General features: G+C 71.0%; 25 protein-coding genes. 14 read left to right on the top strand and 11 right to left on the bottom strand.

The annotated features are described in order from the left end of the window. Positions 1-74: 74 nt before the first annotated feature. Both ACWA15_RS13185 and ACWA15_RS13180 read left to right on the top strand, forming a co-directional pair. Complete coding sequence (locus tag ACWA15_RS13185; protein WP_464055785.1) at positions 75-1,583, top strand: nuclease/transposase family protein; 1,509 nt, start codon at positions 75-77, stop codon at positions 1,581-1,583. Positions 1,584-1,635: 52 nt separating this feature from the next. Beyond that, complete coding sequence (locus tag ACWA15_RS13180) at positions 1,636-2,685, top strand: lipoate--protein ligase family protein (protein ID WP_464055783.1); 1,050 nt, start codon at positions 1,636-1,638, stop codon at positions 2,683-2,685. 5 nt (positions 2,686-2,690) lie between these two features. Here ACWA15_RS13180 and ACWA15_RS13175 read toward each other — a convergent pair whose 3' ends face one another. The 4 genes from ACWA15_RS13175 to ACWA15_RS13160 all read right to left on the bottom strand — a co-directional run bounded on the left by ACWA15_RS13175 (position 2,691) and on the right by ACWA15_RS13160 (position 5,286). Beyond that, positions 2,691-3,110: a hypothetical protein gene (locus ACWA15_RS13175; RefSeq protein ID WP_464055781.1), complete on the bottom strand. Its 420-nt coding sequence runs from the start codon at positions 3,108-3,110 to the stop codon at positions 2,691-2,693. Continuing rightward, on the bottom strand, positions 3,100-3,291 hold the full coding sequence (locus ACWA15_RS13170) for a helix-turn-helix transcriptional regulator (RefSeq protein WP_464055780.1): 192 nt from the start codon (positions 3,289-3,291) through the stop codon (positions 3,100-3,102). Before ACWA15_RS13170 ends, ACWA15_RS13175 begins: the two co-directional genes overlap by 11 nt. Positions 3,292-3,294: 3 nt before the next feature. Then, positions 3,295-4,206 (bottom strand): CPBP family intramembrane glutamic endopeptidase, encoded by a 912-nt coding sequence (locus ACWA15_RS13165; RefSeq protein WP_464055779.1) that lies wholly within the window; start codon positions 4,204-4,206, stop codon positions 3,295-3,297. 111 nt (positions 4,207-4,317) lie between these two features. After that, the gene (locus ACWA15_RS13160) at positions 4,318-5,286 is read right to left on the bottom strand and encodes a hypothetical protein (RefSeq protein ID WP_464055777.1); all 969 of its coding nucleotides are present in this window, start codon (positions 5,284-5,286) and stop codon (positions 4,318-4,320) included. Positions 5,287-5,375: 89 nt separating this feature from the next. Between ACWA15_RS13160 and ACWA15_RS13155 the strand changes: the two genes are divergently transcribed. The 3 genes from ACWA15_RS13155 (at position 5,376) to ACWA15_RS13145 (ending at position 8,002) form a co-directional block, all read left to right on the top strand. Continuing rightward, on the top strand, positions 5,376-6,110 hold the full coding sequence (locus ACWA15_RS13155) for an MIP/aquaporin family protein (protein WP_464055776.1): 735 nt from the start codon (positions 5,376-5,378) through the stop codon (positions 6,108-6,110). 81 nt (positions 6,111-6,191) lie between these two features. Next, positions 6,192-7,190, top strand: coding sequence for an ATP-binding cassette domain-containing protein (locus ACWA15_RS13150; protein WP_464055775.1), 999 nt, complete (start codon positions 6,192-6,194; stop codon positions 7,188-7,190). Beyond that, positions 7,187-8,002 (top strand): ABC transporter permease, encoded by an 816-nt coding sequence (locus ACWA15_RS13145; protein WP_464055774.1) that lies wholly within the window; start codon positions 7,187-7,189, stop codon positions 8,000-8,002. The genes ACWA15_RS13150 and ACWA15_RS13145 overlap by 4 nt, the downstream gene beginning before the upstream one ends. Positions 8,003-8,031: 29 nt before the next feature. On the opposite strand, the gene ACWA15_RS13140 is transcribed toward ACWA15_RS13145, so the two are convergent. Then, positions 8,032-8,763, bottom strand: coding sequence for a YggS family pyridoxal phosphate-dependent enzyme (locus ACWA15_RS13140; protein WP_464055772.1), 732 nt, complete (start codon positions 8,761-8,763; stop codon positions 8,032-8,034). 43 nt (positions 8,764-8,806) lie between these two features. Here ACWA15_RS13140 and ACWA15_RS13135 point away from each other — a divergent pair, with 43 nt between their 5' ends. Together ACWA15_RS13135 and ACWA15_RS13130 are read left to right on the top strand one after the other, a co-directional pair. Then, positions 8,807-10,228 carry a DUF2079 domain-containing protein gene (locus ACWA15_RS13135; protein WP_464055771.1) on the top strand — a complete coding sequence of 474 codons (1,422 nt, stop codon included), beginning with the start codon at positions 8,807-8,809 and terminating at the stop codon, positions 10,226-10,228. Beyond that, positions 10,225-10,629, top strand: coding sequence for a YccF domain-containing protein (locus tag ACWA15_RS13130; protein ID WP_464055770.1), 405 nt, complete (start codon positions 10,225-10,227; stop codon positions 10,627-10,629). Before ACWA15_RS13135 ends, ACWA15_RS13130 begins: the two co-directional genes overlap by 4 nt. Positions 10,630-10,635: 6 nt before the next feature. Here ACWA15_RS13130 and ybaK read toward each other — a convergent pair whose 3' ends face one another. Next, positions 10,636-11,148 carry a Cys-tRNA(Pro) deacylase gene (gene ybaK, locus ACWA15_RS13125; protein WP_464055769.1) on the bottom strand — a complete coding sequence of 171 codons (513 nt, stop codon included), beginning with the start codon at positions 11,146-11,148 and terminating at the stop codon, positions 10,636-10,638. A gap of 61 nt (positions 11,149-11,209) precedes the next feature. Here ybaK and ACWA15_RS13120 point away from each other — a divergent pair, with 61 nt between their 5' ends. Beyond that, positions 11,210-12,067, top strand: a complete 858-nt coding sequence (locus tag ACWA15_RS13120; RefSeq protein ID WP_464055768.1) for a PhzF family phenazine biosynthesis protein — start codon at positions 11,210-11,212, stop codon at positions 12,065-12,067. 16 nt (positions 12,068-12,083) lie between these two features. Here ACWA15_RS13120 and ACWA15_RS13115 read toward each other — a convergent pair whose 3' ends face one another. After that, entirely contained in the window at positions 12,084-14,702 is a 2,619-nt protein-coding gene (locus ACWA15_RS13115) for a DEAD/DEAH box helicase (RefSeq protein ID WP_464055766.1), read from the bottom strand. Between the two features lie 19 nt (positions 14,703-14,721). Next, positions 14,722-15,192, bottom strand: coding sequence for a DUF3817 domain-containing protein (locus ACWA15_RS13110; RefSeq protein WP_464055765.1), 471 nt, complete (start codon positions 15,190-15,192; stop codon positions 14,722-14,724). A gap of 209 nt (positions 15,193-15,401) precedes the next feature. Between ACWA15_RS13110 and ACWA15_RS13105 the strand changes: the two genes are divergently transcribed. Beyond that, positions 15,402-16,871 (top strand): alanine/glycine:cation symporter family protein, encoded by a 1,470-nt coding sequence (locus tag ACWA15_RS13105; protein ID WP_464055763.1) that lies wholly within the window; start codon positions 15,402-15,404, stop codon positions 16,869-16,871. A 45-nt stretch (positions 16,872-16,916) separates the two neighbouring features. Beyond that, positions 16,917-17,456, top strand: coding sequence for a DUF488 domain-containing protein (locus ACWA15_RS13100; protein WP_464055762.1), 540 nt, complete (start codon positions 16,917-16,919; stop codon positions 17,454-17,456). 40 nt (positions 17,457-17,496) lie between these two features. Here ACWA15_RS13100 and ACWA15_RS13095 read toward each other — a convergent pair whose 3' ends face one another. The 3 genes from ACWA15_RS13095 to ACWA15_RS13085 all read right to left on the bottom strand — a co-directional run bounded on the left by ACWA15_RS13095 (position 17,497) and on the right by ACWA15_RS13085 (position 19,873). Beyond that, positions 17,497-18,372 (bottom strand): 3-methyladenine DNA glycosylase, encoded by an 876-nt coding sequence (locus ACWA15_RS13095; RefSeq protein ID WP_464059508.1) that lies wholly within the window; start codon positions 18,370-18,372, stop codon positions 17,497-17,499. Positions 18,373-18,433: 61 nt separating this feature from the next. After that, positions 18,434-18,829, bottom strand: a complete 396-nt coding sequence (locus ACWA15_RS13090) for an MmcQ/YjbR family DNA-binding protein (RefSeq protein WP_464055760.1) — start codon at positions 18,827-18,829, stop codon at positions 18,434-18,436. Between the two features lie 60 nt (positions 18,830-18,889). Then, the gene (locus ACWA15_RS13085) at positions 18,890-19,873 is read right to left on the bottom strand and encodes an aldo/keto reductase (protein WP_464055759.1); all 984 of its coding nucleotides are present in this window, start codon (positions 19,871-19,873) and stop codon (positions 18,890-18,892) included. A 112-nt stretch (positions 19,874-19,985) separates the two neighbouring features. On the opposite strand from ACWA15_RS13085, the gene ACWA15_RS13080 reads away from it, so the two are divergent. The 4 genes from ACWA15_RS13080 (at position 19,986) to ACWA15_RS13065 (ending at position 24,068) form a co-directional block, all read left to right on the top strand. Beyond that, a complete protein-coding gene (locus ACWA15_RS13080; RefSeq protein WP_464055758.1) occupies positions 19,986-20,882 on the top strand; it encodes a methyltransferase domain-containing protein in 897 nt (298 codons plus the stop codon). Positions 20,883-20,906: 24 nt separating this feature from the next. After that, positions 20,907-21,701 carry a fumarylacetoacetate hydrolase family protein gene (locus ACWA15_RS13075; protein ID WP_464055757.1) on the top strand — a complete coding sequence of 265 codons (795 nt, stop codon included), beginning with the start codon at positions 20,907-20,909 and terminating at the stop codon, positions 21,699-21,701. Between the two features lie 82 nt (positions 21,702-21,783). Next, complete coding sequence (gene gltX, locus ACWA15_RS13070) at positions 21,784-23,313, top strand: glutamate--tRNA ligase (protein ID WP_464055756.1); 1,530 nt, start codon at positions 21,784-21,786, stop codon at positions 23,311-23,313. Beyond that, a complete protein-coding gene (locus ACWA15_RS13065) occupies positions 23,310-24,068 on the top strand; it encodes an HAD family hydrolase (protein WP_464055755.1) in 759 nt (252 codons plus the stop codon). Before gltX ends, ACWA15_RS13065 begins: the two co-directional genes overlap by 4 nt. The last annotated feature ends 4 nt before the right edge of the window (positions 24,069-24,072 follow it).

Raw genomic sequence — 24,072 nt, 5'->3', positions numbered from 1 at the left:
TCGCAGCTCCTGGCAGTATCGCGACGACAACCCGCCTGCGCACGACACTGGCCGATGAGGAGGTGTTGACGGCTGTGGCTGAGCGCGTCTCCCGGACCCGTCGTCGCGACCTGGCCGAACGGTCCCGTGCGCCCGGTGATGCGGCGTCGAAGGCTCGCCGCAAGCGGGAGATGACCGCGGGGACGTCGTCGCGGTGGGCGGGGACGATCATGCGCGGCAACGACACCCAGTACCAGCTGGCCCGGTGCGCCCAACGAGCGGACATGAGGTCCCTGCGGGCGGGCATCACCGCGATCACCGCCCGGCTCGCTCAACCGATCATGACTGCCGGTTCTGGTGCGTCGCCGCCGGCCGGTCGGCGACGGGTAAAGGGCTACCGGTCGGCGGCCGAGCGATACGCGAAGCAGCAACGACTGCAGGTCCTGCAAGGCCGCCTGGTCCGGGTTGAGGCAGACTACGCCGCCGGGCGAACCCGCGTCGTGGCGGGCGGGAAGCGACTGCTCAAGATCCGCGCCAACCTCGCCCTGGCCGGCCTGAGCGAGGAGCAGTGGCGTGAGCAGTGGAACGCGGCCCGGGACCGGATCGAGGCGAACGGGTCCCGCGACGAACCGTTCGGGAACCTCACGCTCACGGTGACGCCCGCCGGGGTGGTCAGTATCCGGCTGCCGCGCCCGCTGGAGCACCTGGCCAACGCCCCGCGCGGACGCTACACACTCACGGGCACTGCATCGTTCGCCCACCGCGGGCCCGAGTGGGCAGCCCAGATCACCACGCCCGGCGCCGTCGCGTACGCCCTCGCACGCCAAGCCGGTCGGGCCGGGTGGTACCTGACTGCGTCCTGGACCACCACGGTGCCCGAGCCGCCCGCGAGTGACATCCTGGCCGGTGCCACGTTGGGTGTGGACTTGAACGCCGACCACCTGGCCGTGCGCCGGGTGGACGCTCACGGGAACCCGGTCGGCGCGCCCTTCCGGATCGACATCGACGTCACCGGAACCTCGGCGCGCAGGGATGCCCAAGTCCGGCACACGATCATTCGGCTCCTGCATCTGGCCGCCCGGTTCGCGGTGCCCGCGATCGCGGTCGAGGACCTGAACTTCGCTGACGCCCGCGAGACCGGGCGGGAGACGATGGGCCGCGGCGCGCGCGGGAAGCAGTTCCGGCGCACTGTCGCGGGGATCCCCACGGCGGTCTTCCGGGACCGGCTCGCGGCGATGGCCGCGACCGCGGGCATGTGCGTTTTTGCGGTGAATCCTGCGTACACGTCCCTGTGGGGCGGGCAGCACTGGCGCAAGCCTTACGACATCACTCGGCACGAGGCTGCGGCCACTGTGATCGGGAGACGTGCCCAGGGGCACAAGGCGCGGCGACGGGGAGGTGTGACGCGCGTTGGACCAGAGGATCGGACCGCGAGAGCTACCACCCAGGCCGCGCCCCAACCCTTGGGCGCTACGGACGGTCACCACCGGGACGGGACGGGCACCACCAAGGCACCCGGACCCCACCGGCCACGTACGCGACCGCCCAGCCGGGCAACCGTTATCCCGGCACAGTTGACCAACAACGGCCAACTCCTTCAGTAACGGTGAGCAACCGCACACCGCCGCCGGGCCCGCGGGCCTCTAGGCTGTAGCCGTGAGAGGCGAATATAAAGTTCCTGGCGGCAAGCTCGTGGCGATCGACCTGGAGGTCGACGGCGACCAGTTGGCGGAGGTGGCCGTCAGCGGCGACTTCTTCCTCGAGCCCGACGACGCCCTGCTCGACATCAACGCGGCCCTGACCGGCATGCCCGCGACGGCCCCGGTGGCGGTGCTCGCCGAGGCGATCACCCGGGCGCTCGACCCCGCGGCGACGCTCATCGGCTTCAGCCCCGAGGCCGTCGCGATCGCGGCGCGCCGGGCGCTCGGGCACGCGACCGGCTGGCACGACCACACCTTCGAGATCATCCACGACGGTCCCCAGGACCCCGCCATGCAGATGGCGCTCGACCAGGCGATCTCCGAGGCTGTCGACGCCGGTACCCGGGCGCCCACGCTGCGGATCTGGGAGTGGGGCGCCCCGGCCGTGGTCATCGGGTCCTTCCAGTCCCTGAAGAACGAGGTGGACCCCGCCGGCGCCGCCAAGCACGGCATCACCGTGGTGCGCCGGATCTCCGGCGGCGGCGCGATGTTCATCGAGCCGGGCAACACGATCACGTACTCCCTCACCGTCCCCAGCTCCCTCGTCGAGGGCCTGAGCTTCGAGAGGTCCTACGCCTTCCTCGACGACTGGGTGCTCGGAGCGCTGGCCGACCTCGGCGTGCACGCGACCTACCAGCCGCTCAACGACATCGCCTCCCCGGCCGGCAAGATCGCCGGCGCCGCGCAGAAGCGGTTCGTCGGTGGCGCGGTGCTGCACCACGTGACGATGGCCTACGACATCGACGCCGACAAGATGCTCGAGGTGCTGCGCATCGGGCGGGAGAAGATGAGCGACAAGGGCACCAAGAGCGCCAACAAGCGTGTCGACCCGGTCCGGTCCCAGACCGGCATGTCCCGGTCCGACGTCATCGAGGCCTTCAAGTCCCACTTCCGCAGCCGCTACGCCACCGTCGAGGGCACCATCACCGACGCCGAGTGGACCCGCGCCCGCACCCTCGCCGAGACGAAGTTCGCCACCCCCGAGTGGACCGCCCGAGTCCCCTGACGCCCTCAGGTGCGGCGGGAGACGGTGATGAAGCTCGCCACGGCGATGGCTAGCAGCGTGTAGAGCATGATCGCGAGGGTGGGCGTCGCGGGGGCTCCCATGGCGACGGCCGCCGACGCGATCCCGGCGATCGGCAGGGACGCGACCCCGAGGACGGCGGCCGCCTTCGTGGCGACGAGCCGGTCGCGCTCGTCCGCGGAGCCGGTGACCGACCGCTCGAAGGTCGTGGTGCTCTCCGGACGACGGACCGTGCGCCACGCCGCGACGGTGAAGGCGATGAGCACGAGGCCGCCGCCGACGGCAGCCCCGGCTCCCATGCTGCCGGGCGCCTTCTGGACCAGGAGCACGACGAGGGGGACCAGGACGGCGATCCCGGCGACGAGCCCGATGCCCGCCCTGACGATGGGGCGACGGTCAGTCGACATGGAAGATCTCCTCGACGGTGGTGGTGAAGTAGCGGGCGATGGCGATGGCGAGCGGCAGGGACGGGTCGTACTTGCCGGTCTCGATCGAGTTGATGGTCTGGCGGGAGACCCCGAGCAGGGTGCCGAGCGCCCCCTGGGAGAGTCCGGCCTGCTCGCGCAGCGCGCGGACGTCGTTGAGCACGTGTCACGCTCCCGGGAGCGCGTCGCGGGAGGCTTCTGCTCCCGTCTCCGTGCCCGACGCCGCGGCGCCCTCCGCGGCCACCCCCGGTTCCAGAGGGCTCGCCCGGACGGGAATGAGCAGAGCGCGCAGGTCCATGAGCGTGTGCAGGATCATCGGGATGAGGAGACTGCCGGTCCCGATGTAGAGCATCATCATGCCCGCTCCCACGACGCCGGTCGCGAGCATCCCGGCGCGCCCCTGGTACCAGTGCGCCGCACCGAACAGGGCGGCCGCGACGACGACGAACACGGCGGTCGGCGTCTGGGCGGGCAGCGCCACGGCCAGAGCAAGGAGCAGCAGACCGCGGAAGGTGATCTCCTCGGTGACCCCAGCGCTGAGGGACAACGCCGCCCAGCCCCACCGCCCGCGCCGGGTGCGCGGGAGCATCGGCTGGATGGCGGCCATCTGTCCGGACGGCGTCGTCGAGCTGGGCGTCGCCCCACGACGCGCGCTCCACACGAGGAGGCCGGCCCCGAGACCTGCCCCGACGATCATGCCGGCGATCAGGCCGGCCCAGACGTTCCCCCCCGAGAGGCCGATCCGGTCCAGTGCGTCGGCGTCCGGGGCCTGCAGGCCGATGTCGGCCAGTCCGACGCCGGGTAGCGCCAGGACGAGAGCGACCGCGAGGGCCGCGGTCAGGCATCCCTGGAGGAGCCACGAGCGGTAGAACCGCAGCCGGGCAGGCTCGCCGTAGACGGCCTCGGCGCGCAGGAACGCCGCGAAGCTCCGCTTGCCGGAGACCGGCTCGTGGATGACGAGCACGATGACGGCGGCGACCAGCGCGGCGATCACGAGCGGTGCGAGGTCGAGGTGCTGCAGGTGGGCCAGCTGGGACAGGTGGTAGGGCATGAGGTCTCCCGAGGCTCCGGCTGTCAAGGCTCCTTGACTTGTGTCAAGGATGCTTGACTCGGAGGGCGCTGTCAAGACTGCTTGACACTTGGCGTGTCGGTCTCGTGCGCAAGGGAGAGCGCTCGGCGCGCCGGAGGGCTAGCGTCCCGCGAGCATCCCCACGACGACCTCACGCGGCTCGGTCACGACGGCGAAGTCGACGCGGGTGTCCTCGAACTGGTCCTCGCCGTCCTCGAACATCTTCTCGGTGAGCGGCCCGACCGCGTCCTCGTTGACGACCACTGTGAGCCACACCGGGTGGCTGGCGGGCGCGTCGTCGGGGATCTGGGCGCGGGTGGCGGGGGCGGCCAGGGCGGCGATGGTGAGCTCGACGAGGGTGCGCACGTCGACCTGGGTCTGTGCATCCGCACCGGCGCCGCCGAGATAGACGATCTCCGCGCGCAGGCGCTCGTTCTCGGCGTCCCAGACGTAGTCGGCGGGCAGCAGGCCGTACCGGGCCGGGGGCTCGACGACGGCGGGCGGCGCCACGACGGCGTCGGCCTCGGCCAGCTCGTCGTCCATGTCGTCCAGCTCGTCGACCTCGTCCTCGTCGGGATCCGCAGGGTCGGTCTTGTCGAGGGAGACTGCGGCGGTGGGACCGGCCCCCAGTGAGGAACCAGTCGTCGTGGAACCGATCGCCGCCGTGGCTCCGCCTGCGCCAGCCCCCGCCTTCTTCCGCTTGCCCTTGTTGACCTTCGGGGCCCTGGCCGCCGGCACAGGCTTGGTGGTGACGACCGAGAGCGGGATCGACTGCCCGAGGTGCTCGCGCAGGATCTCGACGCTGTGCTCGGCCAGCGCAGGGAGCGGGTCCGTCCCGGTGTCCACCTGGATCCGCACACCGGCGCCCTGTGCGCCGTCGGGGATGCAGTGGCCGAACAGCCCGGCCTGGACCGCACCGACCGAGGCGATGACCAGCTCGGAGATCCGGTCGGCGATGACGCTCGCGTCAGGGGTGGAGGCGTTGATCGGGACGTGCACCACGACGCAGTTCTCCTCGGCGGACCACGTCTCCGTGACACCTTCAGGGATGTACGCGGCACGTGCCTTGCGGGAGAACGGCATCTTCATGACACTGACAATATCCGATACGCGCGAGCGTCTTCGGGCCCCACCCGCTAGGTTGCTCTGCAGACACCCCCCCGAACGAGAGCGAGCCGATGGACGACTACTCCCTGACCGTGAAGGTCCTGTGCGAGTTCATCGGGACCGCGATCCTGCTCATCATCGGCAACGGGACCGTCGCCAACGTCCACCTCAAGGGCAGCAAGGGCTACCAAGGAGGCTGGAGCCTCATCGCGATGGGCTACGGCTTCGGTGTGATGATCCCGGTGATGATGTTCGCCGGGATCTCCGGCGCCCAGATCAACCCCGCCATGACCATCGGGCTCGCGGTCAACGGGCACCAGGGCTGGGACGTCGTCCCGTGGTACATCCTCGCGCAGATGCTCGGGGCGATGGCCGGGCAGATGGCGATCGTCATCACGCACAAGCCCTACTACGACCGCACCGAGAACCCCGAGGACATCCTCGCGACATTCTCGACGATCAACGCGGCCCAGAGCCGCCTCAACGGCTTCGCCAACGAGTTCCTCGGCACGATGATCCTCACCTCGTGCGCGCTGGGCATCCTCGACTCCCCGACCTTCGCCGAGGAGTCCGGGGCGGCCGCGATCGGTGTCGGGTTCCTCGTGTGGGCGCTCGTCGCCGGGCTCGGCGGTCCGACCGGCCCCGCGCTCAACCCTGCGCGCGACCTCGGTCCGCGCATCCTGCACGCGGTGCTGCCGCTCAAGCACAAGGGCACCTCGGACTGGCGGTACTCCTGGGTCCCGGTCGCCGCGCCGATCACCGGCGCGATCGTCGGGGTGGGCGGCTACACGGCGCTGCTCGGCTAGCCCGGAGCGCCAGCGGTCGCCCTTGAGGTGCACCTCGTCGGACCCCGTCGTACTTTAGAAAATGTGACCTACGCCACAGATGTGAGACGACACCAGTCCGGACCCGACCCGGTCATCCAGGCGCGCGGCCTCACCAAGCGCTACGGGAAGGTCGTCGCGCTCGACGGCGTGGACCTCGACGTCCGCGCCGGGACCGTCCTCGGGCTGCTCGGCCCCAACGGGGCCGGCAAGACGACGATCGTGCGGATCCTGGCCACCCTGCTCGAGGCCGACGAGGGGACCGCCACCGTCGCCGGGATCGACGTCCGCGCCGACCCGCGGGAGGTGCGCCGCCACATCGGCCTGTCCGGACAGTACGCAGCCGTCGACGAGTACCTCACCGGCTTCGAGAACCTCGACATGATCGGGCGCCTCTACCACCTCGGCAAGCAGCGCAGCCGCACCCGGGCGCGCGAGCTGCTCGCGCAGTTCGACCTCGAAGACGCCGGGGACCGCCCCACGCGCACGTACTCCGGCGGGATGCGTCGCCGCCTCGACCTCGCCGGCGCGCTCGTCGCCCACCCTCCGGTGCTCTTCCTCGACGAACCGACGACCGGGCTCGACCCCCGTGGGCGGATCCAGATGTGGGACGTCATCCGCACCCTCGTCTCAGAGGGCACGACGCTCCTGCTGACCACCCAGTACCTCGAGGAGGCGGACGTGCTCGCGGACGAGATCGTCGTGATCGACCACGGCAGGACGATCGCCCAGGGCACCGCCGACGAGCTCAAGCTCCAGGTGGGCGGGGAGCGCCTCGAGGTGACGATCCGCGACCGGGGCCGGCTCGCGGACGCCGAGCGGCTGATGGCCAGCCTGGGCACGAGCCCCCAGAACGACCTGGAGCGGCGGACCTTCGCCGTCTCCGCGGTCGGGGTGGCCACCCTCTCCGCGGCGCTGCACGCCTTCGAGGACGCCGGGATCGAGCTGGACGACGTCGGGCTGCGTCGGCCCACGCTCGACGACGCGTTCCTGTCCCTCACCGGGCGCACGACCGAGGAGGTCGACGCCACCACGGACGCACCGGGAAAGGCAGAACGATGAAGGTTCCCTACGTCCTGGCCGACGCCTCGACCGTCGCCAAGCGCAACATCATCAAGATCAAGCGGGTCCCCGACCTCCTCGTCTTCACCACGCTGTCCCCGATCATGTTCGTCCTGCTCTTCGCGTACGTGTTCGGCGGGGCGATCGACGTCGGTGGCTCGGAGGCGACGAGCCAGGCCTACCGCGAGTTCCTCATCGCGGGGATCTTCGCCCAGACGGTGATCTTCGGCGCGACGATCACCGGCGCCGGCCTCGCCGAGGACGTGAAGAAGGGGGTGATCGACCGCTTCCGGTCCCTGCCCATGGCGCCCTCGGCGGTGCTCAGCGGTCGCACGTTCTCCGACGTCGTGAACAACGTCCTTGTGCTCGTCGTCATGTCGCTCACCGGGCTGCTCGTGGGGTGGCGCATCAACACCTCGTTCTGGGAGGCCGCGGTGGGTTATGGGCTGCTGCTCGTCTTCGCCTACGCGATCTCATGGATCATGGCGTGGATCGGCATGCTCGTGCCCAGCCCCGAGGTGGTCAACAACGCGTCGTTCATCGTCATCTTCCCCCTCACCTTCGTCGCCAACACCTTCGTGCCCATCGAGACGCTGCCGGCGGCCCTGCAGACCTTCGCCGAGTGGAACCCGGTCTCCGCGGTGACGCAGGCTGCCCGCGAGCTCTTCGGCAACATCCCGCCCGGGACCCCGCCGCCGACCGCCTGGCCGTTGCAGAACCCGGAGATCTACACCCTCATCTGGACGGTTGTGACGCTCGCGGTGTTCATCCCGATCGCCAACGCGCAGTACCGCGTCTCGACGAGCCGCTGACCCCGCTGACCCCGCAGCCCGGTCTCCGGCTACGCCTTCCGGGCGCCGAACACCGCCGAGCCGACCCGCACGATCGTCGCCCCCTCGGCGACCGCCCACTCGAGGTCACGGCTCATCCCCATCGACAGCTCCCGGGCGTGCGCGGTCCCGGCCGCCCCCGACCCGGTGACACGGTCGCGGATGCCGCGCAGCAGCTCGAACTCCGCGCGGGCCACGCGTTCCTGGCGGGTCGGTGAGGCGATCGTCATAAACCCGCGCAGGGTCAGCCCGGGCAGACCCGCGACCTGCTGGGCGAGCTCGACCGCGTGGCCGGGGTCCACCCCGGCCTTGGAGGCCTCGCCCGAGACGTTCACCTGGATCATGACGTCCAGCGGGCTGAGCGGACCGTCCCCGTCGACCCGGGCCGACAGCTTTGTCGCCAGGTCGAGGGTGTCGATCGTCTCCACGCACGCGTGACCGTGCAGCGCGAGCGCCCGCAGCGTGAGGTTGATCTTGTTGGACTGCAACGGTCCGATGAGGTGCGCCTCGACGTGGAGGTCGGCCAGCGCTGGGGCCTTCGCGACGAGCTCCTGCACGCGGTTCTCCCCGATGAGCACCGCCCCGCCAGGTGCGCTGCGCAGCGCCTCCCGCACGACGTCGGCCGGTTGGGTCTTGGTGGCGAGCAGCAGCCGGACGCCGGCGCGGTCCCGGCCCACCGCGTGGCAGGTGTCGTCGATGCGAACCTGGACGCGGGCGAGGGCGTGAGCGACGGTGTCAGGCATGGACAGCATCGTAGTTGCCCCCTCGATGCGCCAGACTGTGGGCGTGAGACACCTCCGTACCCACTGGCCGGTGGCACTGCTCACCCTCGTGGCGTTCCTCGCCTACCTCGCGTTGTCGCTGGCCCGGTGGCACCGGTGGGCCAACCCCTCCTGGGACCTGGCGATCTTCGAGCAGGCGATCAAGGGCTACGCGCACCTGGGCGCCCCGGTCGTGAGCATCAAGGGACCCGACTTCAACCAGCTCGGCGACCACTTCTCACCGCTCCTGGTGGTCCTCGCGCCGTTCTACCGGGCCTTCCCCTCGCCGGTCACCCTGCTCGTGGCCCAGTGCGTCCTCATCGCCGTCTCGATCGTCCCGATCACCGTGACCGCCCGCCGGATCCTCGGACCGTGGCAGGGAGTGGCCCTCGGGTTCGCCTATGCCTTCGCCTGGGGGATCCAGTCGGCGATCGACGTCCAGTTCCACGAGTACGCCCTCGCCGTCCCGCTGCTGGCCTTCGGGATGGCGGCGTTCCTCGCCGAACGATGGCGGGCCAGCGCCGTCTGGATCGTGCTGCTGCTCGGGGTGAAGGAAGACCTCGGGCTGACCGTCGCGGCTTTCGGTGCGGTCCTCTGGCTGCGCGGGCAGCGCCGGCTGGGGGCGGTCGTGGCCGCGGCGGGGGTGATCGGCATGGCGCTCGTCGTCGGTGTCATCGTCCCGGCGTTCAACCCGCACGGTCGCTATGACTACTGGGGCAAGCTCGGCGAGGAGTCCGGGGAGCCCGGGGGACAGGTCGGCCTGCTCACCAGCCTGGGACGCCTGGTCACGGAGTTCCTCAGCCCGTCGATCAAGGTCGAGACCCTCCTGCTGCTCCTGATCATCACGGCCTTCGTCGCGCTGCGCTCCCCGCTCATGCTCGTCATCGTCCCGACGATCATCTGGCGGTTCGCCGGGTCGACGGAGTTCTACTGGGGCACGACCTGGCACTACTCGGTCATCCTCATGCCCGTCGTCTTCGCCGCCGCGATCGACGGCCTGCGGCTGCTGCGCGAGTCCCGGGCGCCCCTGCTGCGCGGCTACGCGATGGCCGCGCCCACGCTCATGGCGGTCATCGCCGTCGTGCTGACCTTCCAGTACCCGGTGAGCGACCTCTGGGACCCGGCGACCTACGAGCGCAGCGACCGGATCGCCGTCGCCCAGCGCGCGGTCGACGCCGTCCCGGACGGGGCCAGCGTGGCCAGCGACCGCGGGCTGATCGTGCAGCTGGCCAACGACCACGAGGTGTTCTGGATCTCGACCGATCCCTCGGTCCGCCCGGACTACGTGGTCCTCGACCTGCAGACCTGGGGCTCCAACCCGCCCGCGGACGTCGTCGCCTATGCCGAGGGGCTGTTCCCGGGGACCGAGTACCGCGTGGTCTTCGACGAGTGGGACTACGTCGTCGTGGCGCGGGAGGACACGGAGGCCTCTAGGGTCGAGAGATGAAGACATTGCTGAACATCATCTGGCTGGTGCTGTCGGGGTTCTGGCTGGCGATCGGGTACGCCGTCGCCGGAATCATCTGCTGCATCCTCATCATCACGATCCCCTTCGGGATCGCGTCCTTCCGGATGGCCAACTACGTGCTGTGGCCCTTCGGGCGCACGGTCGTGGACCACCCGCAGGCCGGAGCGTGGTCGACGATCGGCAACATCGTGTGGCTCATCGTCGCGGGCTGGTGGCTCGCGATCGGCCACCTCGTCACCGGGATCGCCATGTGCGTGACCATCATCGGCATCCCGCTGGGCATCGCCAGCTTCAAGATGATCCCGATCTCGCTGCTGCCCCTCGGCAAGCAGATCGTGCCCAGCGACCGCCCGTTCGTCGGGTACGAGCAGACCAGCTAGCTCAGCTCAGACCCGCGCGATCGGCGCGGTCGTCGCCCCGGTGGCGGCGACGAGGTCCGCCGGGGCGAGCCCGACGTCGAGCCCGCGTCGGCCGCCCGAGACGTACACCGCGTCGAAGCCGAGCGCGGACTCGTCGATGATCGTCGTGTGCGGGGTGCGCTGGCCGAGCGGGGAGATGCCGCCCACGACGTACCCGGTGGCGCGCTCGGCGTCGGCCTGCTCGGCCATGACCGCCTTCTTGGCGCCGACGGCGTGCGCGAACGCCTTGAGGTCGAGCTCGCGGTCCACCGGCACGACGGCGACCACGAGGTGCCCGTCGACCGAGGTCATGAGGGTCTTGAACACCTGCGCGGCGTCGACACCGATCGCTTGGGCGGCCTCGAGGCCGTAGCCGAGGTCGCTCAGCGGGTCGTGCTCGTAGGGGTGCACCGTGTGCTCGATCTCCGCCTTCTCGAGGGCGACGATCGCCGGAGTTGCGCCGTGCAGGGTCTTCGCTGACTTCTTCACATGCTTCGACATGCCTCCCACGGTAGCCCTTCGCCCCCGATCGCACGCCGCCGGCCGAGATATCGTCGGGGCCATGACTCGCAGCCGCACCTTCGCCCAGGTAGACGTGTTCACCGCTGTGCCCTACCAGGGCAACCCCGTCGCCGTCGTCCTCGACGCGGACGGGATGACCGAGGAGGAGATGGGCGCCTTCGCGCGATGGACGAACCTCTCCGAGACGACCTTTGTCCTCCCTCCCCACGACGCACGTGCCGACTACCGTCTGCGGATCTTCACCCCGAGCGGCGAGCTGCCCTTCGCCGGGCATCCCACCCTCGGCAGCGCGCACGCCTGGCTCGAGGCCGGTGGCCGTCAGCGCGGCGGCGACGTCGTCCAGGAGTGCGCGGTCGGCCTGGTCCGCCTGCGCCGCGACGCGGGCCGGCTCGCCTTCGCGGCGCCGCCGCTGCGCCGCTCGGGTCCCGTCGACGCCGCGACCCGCGGCCAGGTCGCCCTGGCTCTCGGGCTCGAACCTGAGGCGCTGGTCGACCTCGCGTGGACCGACAACGGACCGGGCTGGATCAGCGTGCTGCTCGCCGACGCCGACGCCGTCCGCGCGGTCCGGCCCCACCACACGGTCATGGTCGAGCACGGCCTGAAGATCGGGATCGCCGGTCTGTGGGCTGCGGGGTCGGAGGGCGCCCGGTCGGGTCTGGCGGTCGAGGTGCGCGCCTTCGTCCCGGACGAGGGCGTCGCCGAGGACCCGGTCACCGGCAGCCTCAATGCCGGCCTGGCGCAGTGGCTCGTGCCGCGTGGCGTGCTGCCCACCTCCTACGTCGCCGGCCAGGGGTGGGCCGTCCGGCGCGACGGGCGGGTGCACGTGGAGCACCGCGACGGCGACATCTGGGTCGGTGGAGACGCGGTGACCTGCATCCGCGGGACCGTCGAGGCCTGAGCGCTGCTCGGAGGACCTACATCGGCGCGACCCCGGTCACCCGCAGCACCGCCGCCCCGGCCTCGTCGCTCGCGTCGAGGTCGACGACCACGGTGATCGCCCAGTCGTGGTCGCCGTCGGGGTCGTCGAGGACCTGACGGACGGTCCACAGCCGCGGGTTGCCGTCCACGCCCTCGGTGATCGTCACGAGCTTGGGGGATCGGGCCGCGGGGTCGATCCCGATCGCGTCGTCGCCGTAGTGCTCGAACATCGGGTCGAGGGCGTCGGCCCAGGCGTCGGCGTCCCAGCCGTCCTTGCCGTCGAGGGAACCGAGCGTGGAGTACGCCTCGCGCGCGGCGAGCTCGACCCGCTTGAACAGGGCGTTGCGCAGCAGCACCCGGAAGGAGCGCAGGTTCCCGGTGACCGGGCGGACCGGGGCCTCGGCACCGGTCCCGGCGAGCGGGGAGTCACCGGTGAGGGTGTCGGCGTCGTCGTCGACCGGGTTGGCCAGGCGCTCCCACTCGTCGAGCAGGCTCGAGTCGACCCCGCGCACGAGCTCACCGAGCCACTCGATGATCTCCTCGACCTCCTCGGTGCGGTGCTCGGCCGAGACCGTCTGGCGCAGCGTCCGGTAGGCGTCGGCGAGGTAGCGCAGCACGACCCCCTCAGTACGGTCGAGCTGGTACTTGGAGACGAACTCGTTGAAGGTCTGCGCCCGCTCGACCATGTCCCGGACCACGGACTTGGGGGAGAGCTCCTGGTCGGCGATCCACGGGTTCGCCTTCTTGTACATGGCGAAGGCCGCCTGCAGCATCTCCTCGAGCGGCTTGGGCCACAGCACGTCCTCGAGGGCAGCCATCCGCTCGTCGTAGTCGTAGCCCTCGGCCTTCATCGCCCCGATCGCCTCGCCGCGGGCCGCGCGCTGCTGGCCGTAGAGCACCTGGCGCGGGTCGTCGAGGGTCGCCTCGATGACCGAGACGACGTCGAGGGCGTGGGTGGGAGAGGTCAGCTCGAGCAGGTCCAGGGCCGCGAGGGCGAAGGGCGAGAGCGGCTGGTTGAGCGCGAAGTCGCGGGGCAGGTCGACCATGAGCCGCACGGTGTACCCGCCGCCGGGGTTGCGGACCTTCTCCACGATGCCCGCCAGGCGCAGGGAGCGGTAGATCCGGAACACCTGGCGCACGTGGGCGGCCTTCTGCGGCTCGGTGTCGTGGTTGGCGGTGAGCAGGTGACGCATCGCACTGATCGGGTCACCGCTGGTCGCGGTGCTGCGCGCCAGGACATTGAGGACCATGGCGTGGCTGACCGCGAAGTGGCTGGTGAGGGGCTCCGGCTCGGCGTCGCGCAGGCGTTCGAAGGTCTTGTCGGTCCAGTTGACGGCCCCGGCCGGGGCCTTCTTGCGGACGATCTTCTTGAGCTTCTTCGGGTCGTCGCCGGCCCGCTCGAGGAGCTTGCGGTTCTCGATGACGTGCTCGGGGGCCATGACCAGCACGTCGCCGACAGTGTCGTAGCCGGCCCGCCCGGCCCGCCCGGAGATCTGGTGGAACTCGCGCGCGGAGAGGTGGCGCATGCGCTCGCCGTCGAACTTCACCAGGGAGGTGAGCAGCACCGTGCGGATGGGGACGTTGATGCCGACGCCGAGGGTGTCGGTCCCGCAGACGACCTTGAGCAGGCCCTTCTGGGTGAGGCGCTCGACGACGCGGCGGTACTTGGGCAGCATCCCGGCGTGGTGCACACCGATGCCCTGGCGCAGGAACTTGCTCAGCGACTTCCCGAAGCCGGAGGTAAACCGAAAATCACCGAGCTCGGTGACGATGGCGTCCTTCTCGGCGCGGCTGGCCACGTTCATGCTCATGAGCGACTGCGCGCGGTCGACGGCGTCCTTCTGGGTGAAGTGCACGACGTAGACGGGGGAGCGGTGGGTGTGCACGAGGTCCTCGATGACCTCGACGAGCGGTTCGATGACGTAGTTGAAGTTCAGCGGCACGGGACGCTCGGCGCTGGTGACCTCCGCGACCGGGCGACCGGTGCGCCCTTCGAGGTCCTTCTGGAACATCTCGGTGTCGCCCAGGGTCGCGGACATGAGCAGGAACTGCGCCTGCGGGAGCTCCAGGAGGGGGACCTGCCAGGCCCAGCCGCGCTGGGGGTCGGCGTAGAAGTGGAACTCGTCCATGACCACCTGGTCGACCCCGGGGTTCTCCGCCTCGACGCCGCCGGCCCGCAGCGCGATGTTGGCGAGGATCTCGGAGGTGCAGCAGATGATCGGGGCCGTCGGGTTGACCGAGGAGTCCCCGGTCATCATGCCGACGTTCTCCGACCCGAAGGCCTCGACGAGGGCGAAGAACTTCTCGCTCACCAGGGCCTTGAGCGGGGCGGTGTAGAAGGACCGCTTCCCCTCGGCGAGGGCGACGTAGTGCGCCCCGATCGCCACGAGGGACTTCCCCGACCCGGTCGGGGTGCTGAGGATGACGTGCGAGCCGGAGACCAGCTCGATGAGCGCCTCGGACTGCGCGGGGTAGAGGTCCAGCCCGCGGTCGGTGGCCCAGGAGGTGAAGCCTTCGTAGAGCTCGTCAGGGTCCGGTGCCTTGCCGTCGATCGCGGGTGGGATGTGGCTGAGGAGGCTGATCGAGGCAGGCGCGGGGATGGTCACCCGGACCATTCTCCCAGAGGGTGCGCGCTCAGGCGCCCCACTCCCCGGGAGGGCCGAGGATCAGCAGCACGGACATGATCACCACGGACCCGACGAGGAACACCCCGACGAAGGTCGCCGGACGTGCCAGCATCCAGCGCAGCAGCGTGTCCAGGCGGCCGGAGTCGCGGGCGTCGTCGGACGCGGTGGTGCGCCACCCGCCGTCGAGGCGGCCCCGACGGTCGACGGAGAGATCGAAGGGGATGGTCGCGTAGGGCACGACGGCGGTGATCACCGCGAGCGCGGTGAGCCGCGCCGGCCAGCGCTGGTTGAGCCCGACGACGACCGCGGTGAGCACGTAGACGATGAAGACGAAGCCGTGCACCCCGCCGCCGATCCGCACCGGCGCCGGCCCGGCGTCGAACCCGTACTTGGCGACCATCCCGGCGATGAGCAGGGTCCACGTCACCGCCTCGGCGATCGCGACGGCGCGGAAGAACAGGCGGGGGGTGAAGGACACGCGGGAGCTCCTGGGCTGAGTGACGGGGCTGAGTGATGGGGCGCAGTGACGGGTGGATCGAGGGACACCACCATTGTCTCTGGTGATCGACCTGCGGCGATCAACCGAAAGGTTGAGCGATGCGAGCGGCGGCGCGTCGACGGACCTGTGGTCCGCGAGTGGGACCGGTGCACCTACTCTGTCCGGAACCACAAGCGCTGGAGGGCACCATGGACGCACTCAGGACCGCACTCATCGACCCGGTGAGCAGCTTCCTCTACACCTACGTGCTCATCTACCTGCTCGTGGGGGCGGGCATCTACTTCACGGTGCGCACCCGCGCGGTCCAGGTCCGCCTGGCCCGGCAGATGTGGCGGGTGGTCGTGGGGTCCCGCGGGCACTCCGACGGCGGGATCTCCTCCTTCCAGGCCTTCTGCGTCGGCCTCGCCTCGCGGGTGGGGACCGGGAACATCGTCGGCGTCGCGATCGCCCTCACCCTGGGCGGCCCGGGCGCGATCTTCTGGATGTGGGTGGTGGCGTTCCTCGGGATGGCGACGGCCTTCATCGAGTCGACGCTGGGGCAGATGTTCAAGGTCCGCGCCGAGGACGGCAGCTTCCGCGGCGGGCCGGCCTACTACATCCAGCGCGGCCTGGGCTCGCGTCCCGTCGCGGTGCTCTTCGCCCTGCTGCTCATCTTCGCCTTCGGATTCGCCTTCAACATGGTCCAGTCCAACACCATCTCCGACGCGCTCGCCGGGCACGGGGTGAGCACCGAGTGGACCGCGGTGGGCCTGATGATCCTCGCCGCCCCGGTGCTCTTCGGGGGCGTGCGCCGAGTCGCCTCGGTCGCCGGTGTGCTGCTGCCGATCATGGCCGGCGTGTACGTGCTGCTCGCCCTCGTGGTGGTCGGGCTCAACCTCGGCGAGATCCCCCGCGTGGTCACGATGATCGTCGAAGGTGCCTTCGGCCTGGACCAGGCGGCCGCCGGGACGGCAGGTGGGATCCTCGCGGCGCTGCTCAACGGCGTCAAGCGCGGCCTGTTCTCCAACGAGGCCGGCATGGGCAGCGTGCCGAACACCGCAGCGACCGCCACCGTGAGCCACCCCGCGAAGCAGGGGCTCATCCAGTCTCTCGGGGTGTTCGTGGACACCATGGTCGTGTGCTCGGCGACCGCGTTCATGATCCTCGTGGCCGGACCCAGCATCTACGACCCGGGGTCCACGACCGAGGCGGTCGGTGCCTCCCTGACGACGTCCGCCGTCGCCGAGACGCTGGGCACCTGGACGACTCCGCTGATGACGGCCCTGCTCTTCGTCTTCGCCTTCTCCTCGGTGCTGGGCAACTACTCCTACGCCGAGGTCAACCTGGCCTTCCTCGGGGTGCGCGGCAGAGGGCTCACTGTCCTGCGGACCCTCGTCCTGGCAGCCATCGGGTCCGGGGCCCTGCTCAGCCTGGACGCGGTGTGGGCGCTCGCCGACATCGCCATGGCGCTCATGGCGATCGTCAACCTCGTCGCCATCTCGCTGCTGGGGAAGTGGGCGCTCGGCGCACTGCGCGACTACGAGGGCAAGGTCCGCGCGGGGCGCGGGGAGGAGCTGTTCGTCGGGGTGGGCAACCCGCTGCTGCCCGGCGACCTGCCCGGAGACATCTGGGCGCCGGAGCCGCGCGGCGCCCGGGCTTTCGAGGCCGTGGACGTGTGAGAGGGCCCGCGGCCCCTGGCCGCGGCGCCGTGCTAGACACGAGGTATGCCTGAGCTCTTCACCCTCGGCCACGGCCGCCTCGACCGTGACGGTCTCACCGCGCAGCTGCACGCCGGTGGCGTGACCCGCCTGGTCGATGTCCGCCGCTACCCCGGGAGCCGTGCCAACCCGGACGTGGGCGGTCCAGCGCTCGCGGAGTGGCTGCCCGGTGCGGGCGTGACCTACCGCTGGGATGAGCGCCTGGGCGGACGGCGCCGGCTGCCGGCGGGGGAGCGTAGCCTGGACGGGTGGTGGACGGTCGAGGCATTCCGGGCCTACGCCGCCCACACCCGGACGCCGGAGTTCGCGGCGGGATTCGCCGAGCTGACCGGCGACGTCGCCGGCGTCGGCGCCACGGCTGTGCTGTGCAGCGAGAGCGTGTGGTGGCGCTGCCACCGCCGCCTCATCGCCGAGGTCGCGGTGCTCGGCCACGGCTGGAAGGTGCGCCACCTCATGCCGGGAGGTCGCGTCGTCGGGCATCGCGTGGCGGAGGGCGCGCGGCGGCGCACCGACGGGCTGCTGGTGTGGGACGGGCCGGAGAGATGAAACGGGCCGGCGAGCTGAGTCGCCACCCCATGCCGGGGCCTCAGACGGAGCCGTCCTCCAGCGCCCGGTCGCACGCCTGGACGATCCGGTCCCGCAGCGGGGCGGCCCGGTCGGCGAAGTCGCGCTGGCGGTGGGAGTACTCCGCCTTGCCCTCGGGGGTCTCGATCATCACGGCGTCCTGGCCGAACCGGGAGACGTCGTAGGGGGAGGCCTGCATGTCCAGCAGGCGGATGTCGCGGGCCAGCTCGAAGCAGTCCAGGACCAGCTCGCTGGGCAGCAGCGGGACGAGCTTGTTCGTCCACTTGAACAGGTCCATCCCGGCGTGCAGGCAGCCGGGCTGCTCGAGCGCGGGCTGGTCGTCGCGGGTGGGCTGGAGCCGGTTGAGCGGGACGGCCTCGGGGGTGAAGAAGCGGAAGGCGTCGAAGTGCGAGCAGCGGATCTGGTGCGCCTCGACCACCTCGTCGGTCCCGGCGGCGCCCAGCCGCAGCGGCAGCATGTGCCGGGTGCCGGCACCCTGCTTGTAGACCATCGCCCACTCGTGCAGCCCGAAGCACCCCACGTTCGCGGGGCGCCCGGCGGTCGCCGCGACGAGGTCGCGGACATAGGTGACGGTGCCTCCGCGCTCGGCGAGGAAGGCGGCGGTGTCGACCGTGACGCCGCCCTCGGCCGGGATGTGCCAGCGCCAGGTGAGACGGTCGGCGATCTGCCCGGGGGAGGCCGCGTCGTCGAGCAGCGTGACCCCGGCACCGGGGTGCCAGCGGCGCAGCGGGCCCGGGCGGGTCTTGTAGTACGTGAAGAGGAAGTCGTCGATCTCGTGCTTGGCACCGCTGAGGCGGCGCTCGCGCCAGCCGGCCGTCGCGGCGTCGGCGCGCTCGGCGTGCGCGGCCTCGCGCGCGGACCACTGCGGGAAGTCCATCGGCGCGGCAGCGCGCGCGAAGGTGGCGGTGGTCGCGGGGACGGGGGAGCTGGGCACCGGTTCAGCCTACGTCGTGGGCGTCCAGGTACTCCCGTGCCAGCCGCACGGGTGCCCGGACCAGCCAGGACTCGACCACGAGCTCGGTGAGGCGGTCGACGTCGATCTGGCTCAGGCGTCCCAGGACGATCGGATGCCCGTCCAGATGGGTGATGGTGAAGAACACCTCCGGGTCCTCGGCGATCAGCGCGGCCTTCTCGCCGGCGTCGGCGACGTAGAACCCGACGATCGGACCGTCAGGGGCTGTGGGACCCAGCTCGGCGAGGTCCGTGGGGCGCAGCGGGCGGTCCCAGACGAACAGCCGCTCCTTGATACGCCAGGCGGGCGTCCCCCAGGCGGGACGCTCCGTCGCCAGAGGAAGCGCGAGCGCGCATCGACGGACCTCGTCCCAGGTGGCCATGGCTTCACGCTAGGCGGTGCGCGCCGGGGAGGCGCGGGGAGGCGCGGGGACCCCGCCGGCTCAGAACAGCGCGATCTTCCCCGGAGCGGGGAAGATCGCGTCGAGCTCGGCGAGGTCGGCGGGTGTCAGGGGGTGGACGGCCGCGGCGTTCTGCACGACCTGCTCGGGACGGGTCGCCCCGGCGATCACCGACGCCACGACCGGCTGCGCGGCCAGCCAGGAGAACGCGACCTCCACCTCGGTCAGGTCGCGCTCGCGCGCAAACGCGGAGTAGCGGCCCAGCGCCTCCCACGGCGCGGACTCGAGCAGGGCCGGCTTGGAGTGGGTGATCCGCCCGTCTGCCGGGCCCCCGGACGCCGCGTACTTGCCGGTGAGCAGCCCGTTGGCGAGCGGGAAGTAGGGGAGCAGGCCGAGACCGTAGGCGCTCGCGGCCGGCACCACCTCGAGCTCGGCGCGGCGGTCGAGCAAGTTGTAGTGGTTCTGGGCGGAGACGAACCGCTCGGTGCCCAGCTGCCGGGCGACCAGCTCAGCCTCGGCGATCTGCCACCCGGCCCGGTTGGAGTGCCCGATGTAGCGGACCTTGCCGCTGGTGACCAGGGCGTCGAGGGCGCTGAGCGTCTCCTCGATGGGCGTCCCGGCGTCCGGGGTGTGGAACTGGTAGAGGTCGATCCAGTCCGTGCCGAGGCGGCGCAGGGACGCCTCGACGGAGGTGAGGATGTAGCGCCGCGACCCGCGGGCGCCGAGGTCGGCGCCGTTGCCGCCGTCCATGTCCATGCCGAACTTCGTCGCGACGACCACGTCCGCGCGCCGGGTGCCCAGGGTCCGCCCGAGGATCTCCTCCGACAGCCCCGGGACGGCCCCGTAGACGTCGGCGACGTCGAAGAACGTGATGCCCGCCTCGAGGGCGGCGTCCACGACGAGCTGGCTGCCCTCCAGCGTCTGCGTCGCGCAGCGGGGCCGGCCGAGGTTGTTGCAGCCGAGGCCGACGACGGAGACGGTCAGGCCGGAGGAGCCGAGGTGGCGGAGCTCAGGGGAGGTGCGCATACCGACGAACGTACGTCGAGCGGGAGCCGGAAAGGAAACCTCGTCTCACCCCGATGCCCACGATCTGAGAACGAGGTCTCATTTATGTCACGACCCGCATACGGTCATACCTATGAACCCGACCACCCCGGAGCGCACCGTCGCACCGACCGACACGCACCGCGAGGCCCCCACAGGAGCCCACGGCAGCGAACAGTCCCGCGAGTCCGAGTCCTACACCCACGGCCACCACGAGTCCGTGCTGCGCTCGCACAAGTCGCGCACCGCAGCGAACTCCGCGGCGCACCTCGTCCCGCTGCTGCGTGAAGGCATGTCCGTCCTCGACGTCGGCTGCGGCCCGGGCACCGTCACCGTCGACCTCGCCCGCCTCGTCGGCCCCGGGAAGGTCGTCGGCGTCGATGCCGCGACCACGATCCTCGACTCCGCGCGCGAGCTGGCCGCCTCCTCCGGCGTGGACAACGTGAGCTTCGAGTACGCCAACGCCTACAAGCTCCCCTTCGAGGACAACACCTTCGACGTGGTGCACGCCCACCAGCTGCTCCAACACCTCTCCGACCCGATCGCCGCGATCACCGAGATGCGCCGGGTCGCGAAGCCGGGTGGCATCGTCGCTGCCCGCGACGCCGACTACGGCGCCATGACCTGGTACCCGGAGTCTCCCGGGCTCACCGAGTGGAACACGCTGTACCACGAGGTCACCGCCGCCTACGGCTACCAGGCCGACGCCGGGCGCCGTCTGCTCAGCTGGTTCCAGGAAGCGGGCTTCGCCCCGGACGACCTCACCGCCTCGGCCGGCGTGTGGTGCTACGCCTCACCCGAGTCCCGCGCCTGGTGGGGTGGGCTGTGGGCGGAGCGGTGCATCGCCTCGAACTTCGCGGTCCAGGCCCAGGAGTCCCACCTGGCCGACGACGTGGCGCTCGAGGAGCTCGCGCACGAGTGGCAGCGGTGGGCCGAGCAGCCCGACGGGTGGTTCTCCGTGCTCAACGGCGAGATCCTCGCTCGAGCCTGAGCCTGAGCGACGTAGGCTTGCCCCGTGCGTATCGCGAGATTCACCACCGGAAATGACCCGCGTTTTGGCATTGTGCAGACCGAGCACGGCAAGGACTTCCTCGCCGTGCTGAGCGGGGACCCGCTGTACATGCCCGTCACGCCCACGGGCGAACGGATCGAGATCGGTGACGGGGTGCGACTCCTCGCACCCGTCATCCCGCGGTCCAAGATCATCGGGGTGGGGCGCAACTACGCCGACCACGCCGCGGAGATGGGCAACGAGGTCCCCGGCAGCCCGATGCTCTTCTTCAAGCCGAACACCTCGGTGATCGGCCCGGACGACCCCATCGTGCTGCCCGAGTTCTCCAGCGAGGTCAGCTACGAGGCCGAGCTCGCGATCGTCATCGGCAAGGTCACCAAGAACGTCACCCCCGAGAGCGCCCTCAAGCACGTGCTTGGCTACACCGTGGCCAACGACGTCACGGCCCGCGACGTCCAGCGCACCGACGGGCAGTGGGCCCGGGCGAAGGGCTTCGACTCCTCCTGCCCGATCGGCCCGTGGATCGTCACCAACCTGGAGACGGACGAGCTGGGTGTCTCCTCGCGAGTCAACGGCGAGGCCCGCCAGGACGGCAACACCCGGGACATGGTCTTCGACGTGGCCTTCCTCGTCTCCTACGTCTCCGAGGCGTTCACGCTGCTGCCCGGGGACCTCATCCTCACCGGCACACCGGCCGGGGTCGGGCCGATCGTCGCGGGTGACCGGGTCGAGTGCGAGGTCGAGGGCATCGGTGTGCTGAGCAACCCGGTCGTGCGCCGCAGCTACGGCGAGGACTGAGCCCGGGAGGGACTGGGTACTCTAAGGGGGGCCCTCACCGGCCCCCCTTCGTCGTTCCCCGATCCGAAACCCAGGTGTGTTCGTGTCTGCAGAGACCACCCCCGCTGTGCTCAGCTCCACCCCCGTGACCGGCAGCGACATCCGTGTCCGCTTCTGTCCCTCACCGACCGGGACCCCGCACGTCGGGCTGATCCGCACCGCCCTGTTCAACTGGGCCTACGCCCGGCACGTGGGCGGGACCTTCGTGTTCCGGATCGAGGACACCGACGCCGAGCGCGACTCCGAGGAGAGCTACCAGCAGCTGCTCCAGGCGCTGCGCTGGCTCGGGCTGGACTGGGACGAGGGCATCGAGGTCGGCGGGCCGCACGAGCCGTACCGCCAGTCGCAGCGCGCCGACATCTACTCCGACGTCATCGCCAAGCTCGTCGCGGGCGGCTACGCCTACGAGTCCTTCACGACGCCGGAGGAGACCGAGGCGCGCAACGTCGCCGCCGGGCGCCCCAAGGTCATGGGCTACGACGGCTTCGACCGCACCCTCACCGACGAGCAGAAGGCCGCCTTCCGGGCCGCCGGCCGCGAGCCGGTGCTGCGCATGCGGATGCCCGACGAGGACGTGACCTTCACCGACCTCGTGCGCGGCGACGTCACCTTCAAGGTGGGCACCGTCCCCGACTACGTCATCGTCCGCGCCAACGGTCAGCCGCTGTACACGCTGGTCAACCCGGTCGACGACGCGCTCATGGAGATCACCCACGTGCTGCGCGGGGAGGACCTGCTCTCCTCCACCCCGCGCCAGGTGGTCCTCTACCGTGCGCTGCTCGAGCTCGGCGTCGCGAAGGTCATGCCGGCCTTCGGGCACCTGCCCTACGTCATGGGTGAGGGCAACAAGAAGCTCTCCAAGCGCGACCCGGAGTCGAACCTCTTCCTGCACAAGGACCGCGGGTTCATCCCCGAGGGGCTGCTCAACTACCTCGCGCTGCTCGGCTGGTCCATCGCGTCCGACAACGACATCTTCTCCCTCGCGGAGATGGTGGCCGCCTTCGACGTCGCCGACGTGCTGCCCAACCCGGCCCGCTTCGACCTGAAGAAGGCTGAGGCCATCAACGCCACGCACCTGCGCCTGCTGGCCCCGGAGGACTTCCGGAACCGTCTCGTGCCGTACCTGCACGCGGCCGGCCTGGTCCCGAGCGGTTCCTACGCCGACCTCGACGGCGCCCACCAGCGCCTGCTCGACGCCGGCTCGCCCCTGGTCCAGGAGCGCATGACGCTGCTCGGTGAGGCACCGGGCATGCTCGGCTTCCTCTTCGCGGCCGACGACGCGGTGGCGGTCGAGGACGAGGCCCGCGCGGCACTGCGGGAGGAGGCCGCCACGGTCCTCGACCACGCGATCGACACCCTCGCCGCCCTCGAGGACTTCAGCCCCGCCGCCCAGCAGGAGGCGCTCAAGGCCGTCCTGGTCGAGCAGCTGGAGATCAAGCCGAAGTTCGCCTTCGCGCCGCTGCGGGTGGCGATCACCGGACGCCGGGTCTCCCCGCCGCTGTTCGAGTCGATGGAGATCCTCGGCAAGGACGCGACCCTGACCCGGCTGCGCGCGCTCCGGGCCAGCCTGTGAGCGGGGTCGTCTTCGCGGGCCGTGGCCCCATCGACGGGGTGCTGTTCGACATCGACGACACCCTTGTCAACACGAGGTCGGCCTTCGGCGCGGCGATGACCGCCGTCGCCGGCGTCTACCTCGCCGACCTGCCGCGTGAGCGCTATGACGAGGTGCTCACCACCTGGCGCTCCGACTCCGACGGCAACTACCGCCGGTACACCCGGGGCGAGCTGACCCTGGGCGAGCAGCGCCTCATCCGGGCGAACCAGCTGCAGGCCGAGTTCGGCGGCGCCCCGCTGGACGCCGACGACTTCCAGGCCTGGGACGCCGTCTTCGAGGCCGGCTTCCAGCAGGGCTGGGCGGCGCACGACGACGCGGCCCCGGCCGTGGCCGCTGCGCTCGCCCGGGGCCTCGCGGTCGGTGCGCTGTCCAATGCGATCTCCGACTACCAGGCGCTCAAGCTCGCCCGCACGGGCCTGGGGCACGTGCCCATGCTCGTGGGTCTGGACACCCTCGGGTTCGGCAAGCCGGACCCCCGGGTCTTCCTCGAGGCGTGCTCCCGGCTGGGGACCGACCCGGCCCGCACCCTCTACGTGGGCGACGAGCTCGACCTGGACGCCCGTGCGGCCATCAACGCCGGGCTCTACGGCGCCTGGATCGACCGCCCGGGCAGCCGGCGCGGCGGAGTGCACGAGGAGGACCCGGGCGCGGCCGGCGCGAGCGGCGTCGTCGTGATCTCGGCGCTGGCCGAGCTGGACACGTTGCTCGGCTGAGGCG

It is taken from the genome of Sanguibacter sp. TS_SC_8 (assembly GCF_055361235.1).
This window is presented reverse-complemented; position numbering and strand designations above follow the sequence as displayed.

Coding starts and splice junctions, on each gene's coding strand:
- ACWA15_RS13175 (WP_464055781.1), bottom strand. CDS start 3,110: ATGTCGACTGACCGTCGCCCCATCGTCAGGGCGGGCATCGGGCTCGTC.
- ACWA15_RS13160 (WP_464055777.1), bottom strand. CDS start 5,286: ATGAAGATGCCGTTCTCCCGCAAGGCACGTGCCGCGTACATCCCTGAA.
- ACWA15_RS13155 (WP_464055776.1), top strand. CDS start 5,376: ATGGACGACTACTCCCTGACCGTGAAGGTCCTGTGCGAGTTCATCGGG.
- ACWA15_RS13145 (WP_464055774.1), top strand. CDS start 7,187: ATGAAGGTTCCCTACGTCCTGGCCGACGCCTCGACCGTCGCCAAGCGC.
- ACWA15_RS13140 (WP_464055772.1), bottom strand. CDS start 8,763: ATGCCTGACACCGTCGCTCACGCCCTCGCCCGCGTCCAGGTTCGCATC.
- ACWA15_RS13130 (WP_464055770.1), top strand. CDS start 10,225: ATGAAGACATTGCTGAACATCATCTGGCTGGTGCTGTCGGGGTTCTGG.
- ybaK (WP_464055769.1), bottom strand. CDS start 11,148: ATGTCGAAGCATGTGAAGAAGTCAGCGAAGACCCTGCACGGCGCAACT.
- ACWA15_RS13120 (WP_464055768.1), top strand. CDS start 11,210: ATGACTCGCAGCCGCACCTTCGCCCAGGTAGACGTGTTCACCGCTGTG.
- ACWA15_RS13115 (WP_464055766.1), bottom strand. CDS start 14,702: ATGGTCCGGGTGACCATCCCCGCGCCTGCCTCGATCAGCCTCCTCAGC.
- ACWA15_RS13105 (WP_464055763.1), top strand. CDS start 15,402: ATGGACGCACTCAGGACCGCACTCATCGACCCGGTGAGCAGCTTCCTC.
- ACWA15_RS13100 (WP_464055762.1), top strand. CDS start 16,917: ATGCCTGAGCTCTTCACCCTCGGCCACGGCCGCCTCGACCGTGACGGT.
- ACWA15_RS13095 (WP_464059508.1), bottom strand. CDS start 18,372: ATGGACTTCCCGCAGTGGTCCGCGCGCGAGGCCGCGCACGCCGAGCGC.
- ACWA15_RS13090 (WP_464055760.1), bottom strand. CDS start 18,829: ATGGCCACCTGGGACGAGGTCCGTCGATGCGCGCTCGCGCTTCCTCTG.
- ACWA15_RS13085 (WP_464055759.1), bottom strand. CDS start 19,873: ATGCGCACCTCCCCTGAGCTCCGCCACCTCGGCTCCTCCGGCCTGACC.
- ACWA15_RS13080 (WP_464055758.1), top strand. CDS start 19,986: ATGAACCCGACCACCCCGGAGCGCACCGTCGCACCGACCGACACGCAC.